The following is a 13,637-nucleotide window of genomic DNA, read 5'->3' on the forward strand; positions in this document are numbered from 1 at the left end:
AAGCACGCGGCTTTCGTTCCCACTGGGGACTTTGACGTTCGGACACCCCCAAAACAAAACCCCTCCCGCGATCGCTCGCGGGAGGGGCTCTGTTTCAGCCGGGCGCTGAACGACCGGATCAGTCGTTCAGGTAATCGCCCGCATCGGCGTCGGTGCCGTGGCCCGAGGTGACGACCTCGGCCAGCGCGTCGTCGCCGGTGCCGACGCTGTCGCGCGGCGAGCGGGCCAGCTCCGCCTCATGCTCCTCGGCGGCCGAGTTCGGGGCGGCGATCGCCGCCTCGAAGGCGCGCTGCTGCGCACGGAGCGCCGCGTCGCGCGACGAAGCCGCCACGCGCAGGCGCTGCATGCCAGCACCCGTGCCCGCCGGGATCAGACGACCGACGATCACGTTCTCCTTGAGACCGTTGAGCTGGTCGACCTTGCCCTGCACCGAGGCCTCGGTCAGCACGCGGGTCGTCTCCTGGAACGACGCCGCCGAGATGAACGAGCGGGTCTGGAGCGACGCCTTGGTGATGCCGAGAAGGATCGGCTTGCCCTCGGCCGGCTGGAGGCCTTCCGCGATCATCTTGCGATTGACCGCTTCCATGTCCTCCTTCTCGACCTGCTCGCCCGGCAGGAAGGTGGTGTCGCCGGCGGCCGTGATCTCAACCTTGAGCAGCATCTGACGAACGATCGTCTCGATGTGCTTGTCGTTGATCTTCACGCCCTGAAGTCGATACACTTCCTGGATTTCCGACACGAGATAGGCCGCGAGCGGCTCGATGCCGAGCACCTCGAGGATGTCGTGCGGATCGGGCGAACCGCCGATCAGGTTGTCGCCACGCTTCACGTGGTCGCCTTCCTGCACGTCGATCACCTTAGACTTCGGCACCAGATACTCGACCGCTTCCGAACCATCGTCCGGGCGGATGATGATCTTGCGCTTGGCCTTGTAGTCCTTGCCGAATTCGACGCGGCCGGAGACCTTCGCGATGATCGCGTTCTCCTTCGGCTTGCGCGCCTCGAACAGCTCGGCGACGCGCGGCAGACCGCCGGTGATGTCGCGGGTCTTGGCGGCTTCGCGGGACACGCGGGCGAGAACCTCACCCGCCTGCACCTGCTGGCCGTCCTCGACCGAGAGCATCGCACCCGGCGCCAGCATGTAGCGCGCGGCCTCGCCCGAATTGCCGTCGAGCAGCGTCAGGCGCGGACGGAGGTCTTCCTTCCGCGACGTGGCGCGATACTCGATGACGACCTTCTGCGCGATGCCGGTGGCTTCGTCGGTCTGCTCGGTGAGCGTCGAGTTCTCGATCAGGTCCTGATACTTCACCGTACCGGCCTTTTCGGTGATGACCGGCATCATGAAGGGGTCCCACTCGGCGAGACGCTCGCCCTTGGAGACCGCCGCGCCGTCGGTGTGCATCAGATGCGCGCCGTACGGGATGCGATGCGTCGCCAGTTCGCGACCGTCCGTGCTGATCAGCGCGATCTCGCCCGAGCGCGACATCGCCACGCGGCGACCACGCGGGTCGACGATCGTGGGCATGTCGCGATACTCGATCGTGCCGTCAGCCACCGCCTCGAGGTTCGAGGTTTCGTTGAGCTGCGCCGCACCACCGATGTGGAAGGTCCGCATCGTGAGCTGCGTGCCCGGCTCACCGATCGACTGCGCCGCGATGACGCCGACCGCTTCGCCGATGTTCACCGGCGTACCGCGGGCGAGGTCGCGGCCGTAGCAGGTGGCGCAGACGCCGCCGATCGACTCGCAGACGAGCGGCGAGCGGATCTGGAGCGACGGAGGCGCCAGCGCCTCGACCTGCGCGATCATCGCTTCGTCCAGCAGGGTGCCCTGCGGGATGACGACCTGGCCGGTCTTCGGATCGATGATGTCCTCGGCCGTGGTGCGGCCCAGGATGCGCTCGCCGAGCGACGCGATGGTGGCGCCGCCCTGCACGATCGCCTTCATCTCCAGCGAACGCTCGGTGCCGCAATCGATCTCGACGATCGTGCAGTCCTGCGACACGTCGACCAGACGGCGGGTCAGGTAACCCGAGTTCGCCGTCTTGAGCGCCGTATCCGCGAGGCCCTTACGGGCGCCGTGGGTCGAGTTGAAGTACTCAAGGACGGTGAGGCCTTCCTTGAAGTTCGAGATGATCGGCGTCTCGATGATCTCGCCCGACGGCTTGGCCATGAGGCCGCGCATGCCGGCGAGCTGCTTGATCTGGGCGGCCGAACCACGAGCACCCGAGTGGGCCATCATGTAGATGGCGTTCATCGGCTTCTCGCGACCCTCGTCGGTCTTCTTGACCGCCTGGATCTCCTTCATCATCTCGGCAGCAACGCGGTCACCGCAACGCGACCACGCGTCGATCACCTTGTTGTACTTTTCCTGTTGGGTGATGAGGCCGTCCTGATACTGCTGCTCGTAATCCTTCACGAGCAGACGCGTCTCTTCGACCAGCGGATCCTTCGCCTCGGGGATGACCATGTCGTCCTTGCCGAACGAGATGCCCGCCTGGAAGGCGTGACGGAAGCCGAGCGCCATGATCGCGTCGGCGAACAGCACCGTCTCCTTCTGGCCGGTGTGACGATAGACCTCGTCGATGACGTCGCCGATGTCCTTTTTGGTGAGAACGCGGTTCACGGTCTCGAAGGGCACCTTGTGGCTCTTCGGCAGGCACTCGCCGATGAGCATGCGGCCCGGCGTCGTCTCGTAGCGCTTGAGATACTGCTCGCCATTCTCGTCGGTCTGCGGGATGCGCGAGACGATCTTGGTGTGCAGCGTCACCGCCTTGTTGAACAGGGCCTGGTGGACCTCGGTCATGTTGGCGAGCGCCATGCCTTCACCCGGCTCGTTCTCCTTCTGGAGCGAGAGGTAATAAAGGCCCAGCACCATGTCCTGCGACGGCACGATGATCGGCTTGCCGTTCGCCGGCGACAGGATGTTGTTGGTCGACATCATGAGCACGCGCGCCTCAAGCTGGGCTTCCAGCGAGAGGGGCACGTGCACGGCCATCTGGTCGCCGTCGAAGTCGGCGTTGAAGGCCGAGCAGACCAGCGGGTGAAGCTGGATCGCCTTGCCCTCGATCAGCACGGGCTCGAACGCCTGAATGCCGAGGCGGTGGAGCGTCGGCGCGCGGTTCAGGAGGACGGGGTGCTCGCGAATGACTTCGTCGAGGATGTCCCAGACTTCCTTGCGCTCCTTCTCGACCCACTTCTTGGCCTGCTTCAGGGTCATGGAGAGACCCTTGGCGTCCAGACGGGCGTAGATGAACGGCTTGAACAGCTCGAGCGCCATCTTCTTCGGCAGGCCGCACTGGTGGAGCTTCAGCTCCGGACCGGTCACGATCACCGAACGGCCCGAATAGTCGACGCGCTTGCCGAGCAGGTTCTGACGGAAGCGGCCCTGCTTGCCCTTGAGCATGTCGGACAGCGACTTCAGCGGGCGCTTGTTGGCGCCCGTGATGGTGCGGCCACGGCGGCCGTTGTCGAACAGCGCGTCGACGGCCTCCTGGAGCATGCGCTTTTCGTTGCGGACGATGATGTCCGGCGCGCGAAGCTCCATCAGGCGCTTCAGACGGTTGTTACGGTTGATGACGCGGCGATACAGATCGTTGAGATCCGACGTCGCGAAACGACCGCCGTCGAGCGGCACGAGCGGGCGCAGTTCCGGCGGGATGACCGGAACGACGTCGAGGATCATCCACTCCGGACGGTTGCCGGACTCGATGAAGCTCTCGACGACCTTGAGGCGCTTGATGATCTTCTTGGGCTTCAGCTCGGACTTGGTGACCGCCAGCTCCTTGAGCAGCTCGTCACGCTCGCCTTCGAGGTCGAGGTCCATGAGCATCTGCTTCACGGCCTCGGCGCCGATGCCAGCCGAGAAGGCGTCCTCGCCATACTCGTCCTGCGCGGTCAGCAGCTCGTCCTCGGTGAGGAGCTGATACTTCTCGAGCGGGGTCAGGCCCGGCTCGATGACCACATAGGCCTCGAAGTACAGGATACGCTCGAGCTGCTTCAACTGCATGTCGAGCAGCAGGCCGATGCGCGACGGCAGCGACTTCAGGAACCAGATGTGCGCGACGGGCGCCGCCAGCTCGATATGGCCCATGCGCTCACGGCGGACCTTCGAGACGGTGACTTCGACACCGCACTTCTCGCAGACGATGCCCTTGTACTTCATGCGCTTGTACTTGCCGCACAAGCACTCATAGTCCTTGATCGGGCCGAAGATACGGGCGCAGAACAGGCCGTCACGCTCGGGCTTGAACGTGCGGTAGTTGATGGTTTCCGGCTTCTTGATCTCGCCGAAGGACCAGCTGCGGATGCGCTCGGGGCTGGCGATGCCGATCTTGATCTGATCGAACGTCTCCGGCTTCGCGAGCGGATTGGCGAAATTGGTCATCTCGTTCATTTTTCAGTCCCTCTAGGGGTAATCTCTCGGGCGGCGGGGGAGGGAGGCGACCACCGGTTTTGTAAACCGGTGGTCGCCGGTCCCGTTACTCCGCGGCCTCGGCCAGACCGTCGCCATCCTCGTTGTTGAGGAGTTCGACGTTGAGGCCCAGCGAGCGCATTTCCTTGACGAGCACGTTGAAGCTCTCGGGGATGCCGGCCTCGAAGGTGTCGTCGCCCTTGACGATCGCCTCATAGACCTTGGTGCGGCCGACCACGTCGTCGGACTTCACCGTCAGCATCTCCTGGAGCGTGTAGGCGGCGCCATAAGCCTGGAGCGCCCACACTTCCATTTCACCGAAGCGCTGACCGCCGAACTGCGCCTTACCGCCCAGCGGCTGCTGGGTGACGAGCGAGTAGGGCCCGATCGAACGCGCGTGGATCTTGTCGTCCACGAGGTGGTGGAGCTTCAGCATGTAGATGTAGCCGACGGTGACCTTGCGGTCGAACGCATCGCCGGTGCGGCCGTCATACAGCGTCGACTGACCCGAGGTGTCGTAGCCCGCCTTGGTGAGCATCGCCGACACGTCGCTCTCGCGCGCACCGTCGAACACCGGGGTAGCCATCGGCACGCCGTTCTTCAGCAGGCCCGCCATCTCGACGATCTCGTCGGCCGAGCGGCTGTCGATGTCGGCATGATACTGCGCGCCATAGACGTCCTTCAGACGCTCCACGACCGCCGACGGCGGGGTCGCCGCCGTGGCATCGGGGTTCGCCTCGCGCCACTGCTCCAGAGCCTCGGTGATCTGCTTGCCCAGACCGCGCGAAGCCCAGCCCAGGTGCGTCTCGAAGATCTGACCGACGTTCATGCGCGAAGGCACGCCCAGCGGGTTCAGCACGATGTCGACATGCGTGCCGTCCTCGAGGAACGGCATGTCCTCGATCGGCAGGATGCGCGAGATGACGCCCTTGTTGCCGTGACGGCCGGCCATCTTGTCGCCCGGCTGGAGCTTGCGCTTCACGGCGACGAAGACCTTGACCATCTTGAGCACGCCCGGCGGCAGCTCGTCACCGCGCTGCAGCTTCTCGACGCGATCCTCGTAGCGCTTCTGGAGGATGCCGACGGCATCGTCATACTGCGCCTTGACGGCTTCGAGATCGGCCTGGACCCCATCGTCGGCCACCGCGAACTTCCACCACTCGCGCTTCTCGACCTCGAGAAGCATCTCGTTGGTGATCTCGGTGCCCTTCTTGATGCCCTTCGGACCCGACGCCGCGATCTGCCCCGCCAGCATCGGCTGGAGGCGCGTGAACGTAGCGCGGTTCAGAATGGCGCGCTCGTCCTCACGGTCCTTCGCGAGACGGTCGATCTCCTCGCGTTCGATCGCCAGCGCGCGCTCGTCCTTGTCGACGCCGTGACGGTTGAACACGCGCACGTCGACGACGGTGCCCGAGACGCCCGGCGGCAGACGCAGCGAGGTGTCGCGGACGTCCGAGGCCTTTTCGCCGAAGATGGCGCGGAGCAGCTTCTCTTCCGGCGTCATCGGGCTCTCGCCCTTCGGCGTGATCTTGCCGGCGAGGATGTCGCCCGGCTCGATCTCGGCACCCACGTAAACGATGCCGGCCTCGTCGAGGTTGCGCAGCGCCTCTTCACCCACGTTCGGGATGTCGCGGGTGATGTCCTCCGGCCCGAGCTTGGTGTCGCGGGCCATCACCTCGAACTCTTCGATGTGGATCGACGTGAACACGTCGTCCTTCACGATGCGCTCGGAGATGAGGATCGAGTCCTCGTAGTTGTAGCCGTTCCACGGCATGAACGCGACGAGCGTGTTCCGGCCGAGCGCCAGCTCACCCATCTCGGTCGACGGGCCGTCGGCGATGATCTCGCCCTTGCGGACGGTCTCGCCCACCTTCACCAGCGGACGCTGGTTGATGCAGGTCGACTGGTTGGAGCGCTGGAACTTCATCAGCGTGTAGATGTCCACGCCCGACTTGCCCGGCTCCACCTCGTCGGTGGCGCGGATCACGATGCGGCCGGCGTCGACCTGGTCGACGATGCCGGTGCGCTTCGCGGCGATCGCGGCGCCCGAGTCACGCGCCACCGTCTCTTCCATGCCGGTGCCCACGAAGGGGGCCTCGGCGCGGACGAGCGGCACCGCCTGACGCTGCATGTTCGAGCCCATGAGCGCGCGGTTGGCGTCGTCGTTTTCCAGGAACGGAATGAGCGACGCCGCGACCGAAACGAGCTGCTTCGGCGACACGTCCATCAGCGTGATCTGATCGCGAGGCGCCATCAGGAATTCGCCGGCTTCACGGGCCGAGATCAGGTCCTCGACGAAGGTGCCGTCCGCGTTCACTTCGGCGTTGGCCTGCGCGATCGTGTGCTTGGCCTCTTCCATCGCCGACAGATAGACGACCTCGTTGGTCACCTTGTTGTCGATCACCTTGCGGTACGGCGTCTCGATGAAGCCATACTTGTTCACGCGGCTGAACGACGCGAGCGAGTTGATCAGGCCGATGTTCGGGCCTTCCGGCGTTTCGATCGGGCAGATACGGCCATAGTGCGTCGGGTGAACGTCGCGGACTTCGAAGCCCGCGCGCTCACGGGTGAGACCGCCCGGCCCGAGCGCCGAAACGCGACGCTTGTGCGTCACTTCGGAGAGCGGGTTGGTCTGGTCCATGAACTGCGAGAGCTGCGACGAGCCGAAGAACTCGCGCACGGCGGCGACCGCCGGCTTCGCGTTGATCAGGTCGTTCGGCATGACCGTCGACACGTCGACCGAGGACATGCGCTCCTTCACGGCGCGCTCCATGCGGAGCAGGCCGACGCGGTACTGGTTCTCGAGCAACTCGCCCACCGAACGCACGCGACGGTTGCCGAGATTGTCGATGTCGTCGATCTCGCCCTTGCCGTCCTTCAGGTCGACGAGGGTCTTGACCACCGCGAGGATGTCCTCGGTGCGGAGCGTCGTGACGGTGTCCTCGGCGTCGAGGTCGAGGCGCATGTTGAGCTTCACGCGGCCCACGGCCGAGAGGTCGTAGCGCTCCGGATCGAAGAACAGGCCGGCGAAGAGGGCCTCGGCGGTCTCCTTCGTCGGCGGCTCGCCGGGGCGCATGACGCGATAGATCTCGGAGAGCGCATGGTCGCGCTCCTCGACCTTGTCGGCCTTCAGCGTGTTGCGGATCCACGCGCCGGTCGAGATGTGGTCGATGTCGAGCAGGACCAGCGCCTCGAGGCCGGTGGCGTCGAGCTTGGCGAGGTTCTCCTCGGTCACCTCGTCGCCGGCTTCGATGTAGATCTCGCCGGTGGACTCGTTGATGAGGTCATAGGCCGAGTAACGGCCGAAGATTTCCTCGGTCGGGATCAGCAGGGTGGCAAGGCCGTCCTTGCCCGCCTTGTTCGCGGCGCGCGGGGAGATCTTGGTGCCGGCCGGGAACACGACCTCGCCGGTCTCGGCGTTGATCACGTCGAACATCGGCTTCTGGCCGCGCCAGTTCTCGACGAGGAAGGGAACCTTCCAGCCGCCTTCGCCGCGGACATAGGTCTGCGTCTTGTAGAAATGGTTGAGGATCTGCTCGCCCGACAGGCCGAGGGCATAGAGCAGCGTCGTCACCGGCAGCTTGCGCTTGCGGTCGATGCGGACGTTGACGATGTCCTTGGCGTCGAACTCGAAGTCCAGCCACGAGCCGCGATACGGGATCACGCGGGCGGCGAAGAGATACTTGCCGGACGCATGGGTCTTGCCGCGATCATGGTCGAACAGCACGCCCGGCGAACGGTGCATCTGCGAGACGATGACGCGCTCGGTGCCGTTGACGAAGAAGGTGCCGTTCTGCGTCATGAGCGGCATGTCGCCCATGTAGACGTCCTGCTCCTTGATATCGAGGACCGAACGGGTCTCGGTATCCGGGTCCACCTCGAACACGATCAGGCGCAGCGTGACGCGCATCGGAGCGGCGTAGGTGATGCCGCGCTGGCGGCACTCTTCCACGTCGTACTTCGGCTCTTCCAGCTCGTAGTTGACGAAGTCCAGCTCGGCGGTGCCGGCGAAGTCGCGGATCGGGAAGACGCTGCGCAGCGTCTTCTCCAGGCCCGACACATAACCGATCGACGGGTCGGAGCGCAGGAACTGCTCGTAGCTTTCGCGCTGGACCTCGATCAGGTTCGGCATCTGCACCACTTCGTGGATGTTGCCGAACACCTTGCGGATGCGCTTCTTCGCACCGGTGATCATGTGGGGTGGGATAGGCTGGCTCGCCATTTTGGTCCGTCCTCGCAATCAATGTCGTCGTGGAATGCCTCCCAGCATTCCCACAGCCGTTTGCGAGCCTCCGGGCGGAGGCCACGCAAAAAAGTGCGGACCCGGGCTGTCGGGACCGCACTGCTGCACTCTTCTGACCCGGCCCTCGTCTCCCATTCGTCGCGATCCGTTGCGCAAGGCGGATCGTGTCCCGGAGGCGGGGCGGGCGGCCGGACGCGCGTCAAACGGACGAGCGCCAAGCCTCTGATGTCGGATAGGGCCTATATAGAAGTTTGGGGCGGGAAGGGAAGGGGGTATCTCAGAAACCCGCCGGCCAGTGCGGGACGAGCGTCAGGCGCGCGGCCCCGGTGACGAGGCAGAGGGCGAGGAGGGCGATGCCCGCCCGCCGCACGCGGGAGATGGGGAGCGGCTCCCCGGCCAGCAAGGCGGTCGCCATCGCGATCGCGGCGATCGGCCAGTGATGATAGCGGAAATCGGCCGCGACGCTGACGACAAGGAAGCTCGCCATCTGCACGAGCGCGGACATCGCGAGCGTCAGCGCGAGGTCGCGGCGGGGGGAGCAGGGCATCGCCGCCGCCACCCACAGCAGCGACAGGCCGAGCGCGGCCCACGCGACCGGCCAGCCGAGCGGGGTCGCCGCGACGATCGACTGAATCTTGAAGCTGATCGCCGCCGCCCGGCTTTCGCTGAGGCCGAGGCCCCACGGGTTGGGCGTCGAGCGCTTCTGCGACGCGGCGCGGGGCTCCTGCCGGGCGGTCAGGAAGCGCAGCGTGGTGTTGAAATGGGCGAGCCGGTGCTCGGCATAGGCGATCGGGTGGCGGGCGATGAGCGCGAGCCAGCCGGCGGTCAGCGGGCGGTCGCGCACCGCGGCCCAGATCGGCGGGCAATTCGCGGGCATGTCGTAGCTGTCCCACGCATAGGGCGTGTAGCAGCCGCGCCGTTCGGCCTCCGCCCACAGCGCGGGGGGCACGCCGGGGATGGTCGGGAGGTCCGCGAAATGGGCGATGCCGGCCATGTCGAAGAGCTGGGCCGAGCGCTCGGCATGGGCGGGGCGGGCCTCGAACAGGCGGTGGTTGATCGCGGGCGCCAGCAGCGCGACGAGCAGCGCCAGTCCGCCGGCCAGCATCGCCGGGCGGATCGCCCGACGATGCTGGCGCTCCCCGATCGCGAGCCCGGCCGCCAGCGGCAGGGTGCTGAACAGTGCATTCTGCCGGAGCAGCGTCGCATAGAGGAGCAGTAGTGCCACGCCGGCCACCGCCGGCCACGGCATCGGCCGGCCGCGCAGCCGGTAACAGCCGACCAGACCCGTCGCCGCGATCAGTGCGGCGGTGAGCTGCGTGTCCTTCAGCACCTCCGCCATCCAGCCAGATACCGGCGGCAGGACGCCGACGAGGAGCAGCAACGCTGCCGACCAGCGCCGCCCCTCGCGCGCCTGCGCCGCCGCCAGCAGGCCAAGGCCGAGCCACAGCAGCAGCGTCTGGATCAGATAGAGCGAGCCCAGTCCCGGCAGGCCGAGGCTCGCCAGCCCCTGCCACAGCCGGATCAGCACGGGCGGATGCCAGTCGCCGACGGCATGGGCCATCGCCTCGCCATAGGCGAAGACGATGTCGTAGCTCGCGATGCCCGGATAGAAGAGCGCGGCCTGCGCCAGCCCGAGCAGCGCCGCGACGACGATCGGCCAGCGAGTGGAGAGGCGGAAGGCGGCGGACGGCTGGTCGATCATGGCGCGCCTTCCAGAGCAGCCGCGCCGGATGAGCGCAAGCGTCCCTTAGCCGGGAACGAGCGTCGCGTCGGTCCGTATGGGGGGAAGGGTGGCCGGCCATTCCACCGAGCCGGGGCTCACCCGCTCCCACAGGGCGAAATCGGCCGCGTAGAGACCGCGCAGCCGCGCATATTGCCGGGCCGAGAGCGGCAGGTCCATCGGCCGGCTGCGGTTGAGACAGGGCAGCACGCGGTTCGGGAAGCCCGGCACGAGCCGGGGCAGATCGGGCAGATCGTCGAGCGTCAGCAACTGATCGACCGCGATCCGGCCCCTCGTGTCGGTGATGTACCAGCTTTGCGGGCGGTAGATGTGATCGACCGCATAGGGGCTCCGCGCTCGCTCGACATGATCGAGCGCCTCGTCGACCGAGCGGAAGCTGCGGTAGAGCGGACGGAAATGCTCCGCCACCTGGTTGATCGCGCTGCCGCCGGCAAGGCCGTAGCGATAGGCCGAGAGGAAGCGCGCCGCCGGATCGCGCAGCACGGCGAAGCTCGGCAGGCGGGCGAGGCGGCCGCCCCCCATCCGCCGGCCGAGGCGGATCGAGAGATGCTTCACCTGCGTGCCGTAGAGCGCCTGGCTGATCGACATGCCGGCCGCCTTGGGAATGTGGATGAAGAGCAGCCCGGCCGCCTCGATCCGGTCGATCCGATCGCGCCGTCCGCGTCCTGTGGGAAGGGAGAGGCCGAGGTCGCAGGCGCGCTCGTGAATGTCGCTCACCAGGCGCACGCCGAAGAGGCGGCATGAAATGGCGCGCCGCGCGCCCAGGCGCGGTTCGGTTGATGACGGACCCATGAGGCGGTGATGAACGCGCCGCCTTGCCTCAATGTTTCGTCATGTTGCGGTAATGTTGGGCCGGCGTGCGGTGCTGCAACGAAAACCGGAAGGCGGCATGAAAACACCCGCTTCCGTGCCGGGCGGCGCATGTTTCAACCCGGACGCAAAAAGGGCGACCCGTTGCCGGGCCGCCCTTCTTTTCGCTTCGAACCCGGCCGGAGCCGGGTGAATCTTCCGCGCCGAAGCGCGTCGGATTACTTGAGCTCGACGGTCGCGCCGGCTTCCTCGAGCTGCTTCTTGATCTTCTCGGCCTCGTCCTTCGACGCGCCTTCCTTGACGGCCTTCGGCGCGCCCTCGACCAGAGCCTTCGCCTCGGTCAGGCCGAGACCGGTGATCGCGCGGATCTCCTTGATGACGTTGATCTTCTTGCCACCGTCGCCGGTGAGGATCACGTCGAACTCGGTCTTCTCTTCGACGGCGGCGGCACCGGCGCCACCAGCGGCCGGAGCGGCAACCGCCACGGCAGCGGCGGCCGAAACGCCCCACTTCTCTTCGAGCAGCTTCGAGAGCTCAGCGGCCTCGAGAACGGTCAGCGCGGACAGGTCGTCAACGATCTTCTGCAGGTCAGCCATTGTAAGTCTCCATGTGCGGGGCGTTACGGCCCCAAAATGTCTTCAAGAAAAGGTCGGTAGAAAAACCTCGTGCCTGACGGATCAGGCAGCGTCCTTCGCCGCATAGGCACCGAACACGCGCGCGAGCTGCGCGGCGGGGGCCTGCGTGACCGAGGCGAGCTTCTGCGCGGGAGCCTGGATAAGGCCCACGAGCTTGGCACGCAGCTCGTCGAGCGACGGCAGTTCGGCCAGAGCCTTCACGCCGTTCACGTCGAGGACGGTGTTCCCCATCGCGCCGCCGACAATCTCAAGCTTGTCGGTGGTCTTCGCGAACTCGACGACGGCCTTGGCGGCCGCCACCGGATCGGTCGACGTCGAGAGCGCGGTCGGACCCTTCAGCAGATCGCTGAGGGTCGTGTAGGCCGTGCCTTCGGCGGCGATGCGGGCGAGGCGGTTCTTGGCAACCTTGTAGCTGGCGCCAGCTTCGCGCATCTTCACGCGCAGCGCAGTGGACTGCGCGACCGTGAGACCGAGGTTGCGGGTGACAACCACCACGCCGCTCTCGGAGAAAGTGCGGTTCAGCTCGGCGACCAGCTCGGACTTCTGAGTGCGATCCATGCCAATCTCCACATCGTATGCCGGCTTGCGAACGTGCAAACCGGCAGTTGAGCCATGAAGCCGATACGCTGCTTCACAGCCCGTCCGGGGGGATTGTCATCTGTGTCGCGCTCGGTCCGGAGAGGCACGGGGCCTCGAAAGACGTCGCACTTGGCAGACCCGGGGAGCCATCGCTGGCTGACCCGATAAAACTCTTCCCCGCCTATACAGCCGCATTAAGGGGCAGACCCCAGCTGTAGTCTCGGACGGCACAACGGCCCGATTCCGAAGAACCGAGCCGATTCGGATGGGGCCTATAGCGGGGATTGGCGGGCGCGTCACCCCTGTTTCACCTTCGTCATCCCGGACTTGATCCGGGATCCCGCTTCTTCCTTGCGGCGGATGAAGGCAGCTGGACCCCGGATCAAGTCCGGGGTGACGGGAAGAGGGGGCGGGGGTTGGGGTGGGGCAAGCCTCGCCCCAAAACGAAAACGCGCCCCGCGAGATGTCTCGCGGAGCGCGCTTGCTTGTCTCATCTCCCCGCCGAAGTGGGGAGGGAAGATCAGGCGGCCACCTCGGCGGTGTCGACCTTGATGCCGGCGCCCATGGTGGACGAGACGGCGATCTTCTTGACGTACTTGCCCTTGGCGCCCGACGGCTTGGCCTTCACCAGCGCGTCGAGGAGCGCGTCGAAGTTGGCGCGCAGGTCTTCCGCCGGGAACGACGCCTTGCCGATGCCCGAGTGGATGATGCCGGCCTTCTCGACGCGATATTCGATCTGGCCGCCCTTGGCCGCCTTCACGGCTTCGGCGACGTTCATCGTCACGGTGCCGAGCTTCGGGTTCGGCATCAGGCCCTTCGGACCCAGCACCTTACCGAGACGGCCGACGAGGCCCATCATGTCCGGCGTCGCGATGCAGCGCTCGAACTCGATGGTGCCGCCCTGGACGAGCTCCAGCAGGTCCTCGGCGCCGACGACGTCCGCACCGGCCGCCTTGGCTTCCTCGGCCTTCGGGCCACGGGCGAACACGCCGACGCGCACGGTCTTGCCGGTGCCCTTCGGCAGCGTCACGACGCCGCGGACCATCTGGTCGGCGTGGCGCGGATCGACGCCGAGGTTGACGGCGACTTCGATCGTCTCGTCGAACTTCGAGGTGGCGTTCGCCTTGGCGAGCGCAATCGCTTCGTCGACGCCGTGCAGCTTCTCGCGGTCAACGGCGGTCGCGAGAACCTTCGCCTTCTTGGTCAGCTTGGCCATGG

General features: G+C 66.3%; 7 protein-coding genes. All 7 read right to left on the reverse strand.

The window, feature by feature from the left end:
- Positions 1-118 precede the first annotated feature (118 nt).
- Positions 119-4,393 (reverse strand): DNA-directed RNA polymerase subunit beta', encoded by a 4,275-nt coding sequence (gene rpoC / locus ST3T6A_RS0104880; protein ID WP_019831779.1) that lies wholly within the window; start codon positions 4,391-4,393, stop codon positions 119-121.
- 85 nt (positions 4,394-4,478) lie between these two features.
- The gene (gene rpoB, locus ST3T6A_RS0104885; protein ID WP_026359432.1) at positions 4,479-8,633 is read right to left on the reverse strand and encodes a DNA-directed RNA polymerase subunit beta; all 4,155 of its coding nucleotides are present in this window, start codon (positions 8,631-8,633) and stop codon (positions 4,479-4,481) included.
- Between the two features lie 298 nt (positions 8,634-8,931).
- Entirely contained in the window at positions 8,932-10,356 is a 1,425-nt protein-coding gene (locus tag ST3T6A_RS0104890; protein WP_019831781.1) for a hypothetical protein, read from the reverse strand.
- Positions 10,357-10,401: 45 nt separating this feature from the next.
- Positions 10,402-11,112, reverse strand: a complete 711-nt coding sequence (locus ST3T6A_RS19345) for a hypothetical protein (RefSeq protein WP_193378612.1) — start codon at positions 11,110-11,112, stop codon at positions 10,402-10,404.
- A gap of 311 nt (positions 11,113-11,423) precedes the next feature.
- Positions 11,424-11,801, reverse strand: a complete 378-nt coding sequence (rplL, locus tag ST3T6A_RS0104900; RefSeq protein WP_019831783.1) for a 50S ribosomal protein L7/L12 — start codon at positions 11,799-11,801, stop codon at positions 11,424-11,426.
- An 81-nt stretch (positions 11,802-11,882) separates the two neighbouring features.
- Entirely contained in the window at positions 11,883-12,398 is a 516-nt protein-coding gene (gene rplJ, locus ST3T6A_RS0104905; protein WP_019831784.1) for a 50S ribosomal protein L10, read from the reverse strand.
- A gap of 541 nt (positions 12,399-12,939) precedes the next feature.
- Complete coding sequence (rplA, locus tag ST3T6A_RS0104910; RefSeq protein WP_019831785.1) at positions 12,940-13,635, reverse strand: 50S ribosomal protein L1; 696 nt, start codon at positions 13,633-13,635, stop codon at positions 12,940-12,942.
- Between the last annotated feature and the right edge of the window lie 2 nt (positions 13,636-13,637).

The sequence above is a fragment of the Sphingomonas sp. PR090111-T3T-6A genome (assembly GCF_000383095.1).
Taxonomy (GTDB): domain Bacteria; phylum Pseudomonadota; class Alphaproteobacteria; order Sphingomonadales; family Sphingomonadaceae; genus Solisphingomonas.

Excerpts from the sequence above, each read along its gene's own strand:
- ST3T6A_RS0104890 (WP_019831781.1), bottom strand. The coding sequence starts at position 10,356 with ATGATCGACCAGCCGTCCGCCGCCTTCCGCCTCTCCACTCGCTGGCCG.
- rplA (WP_019831785.1), bottom strand. The coding sequence starts at position 13,635 with ATGGCCAAGCTGACCAAGAAGGCGAAGGTTCTCGCGACCGCCGTTGAC.
- rpoC (WP_019831779.1), bottom strand. The coding sequence starts at position 4,393 with ATGAACGAGATGACCAATTTCGCCAATCCGCTCGCGAAGCCGGAGACG.
- rplL (WP_019831783.1), bottom strand. The coding sequence starts at position 11,801 with ATGGCTGACCTGCAGAAGATCGTTGACGACCTGTCCGCGCTGACCGTT.
- rpoB (WP_026359432.1), bottom strand. The coding sequence starts at position 8,633 with ATGGCGAGCCAGCCTATCCCACCCCACATGATCACCGGTGCGAAGAAG.
- rplJ (WP_019831784.1), bottom strand. The coding sequence starts at position 12,398 with ATGGATCGCACTCAGAAGTCCGAGCTGGTCGCCGAGCTGAACCGCACT.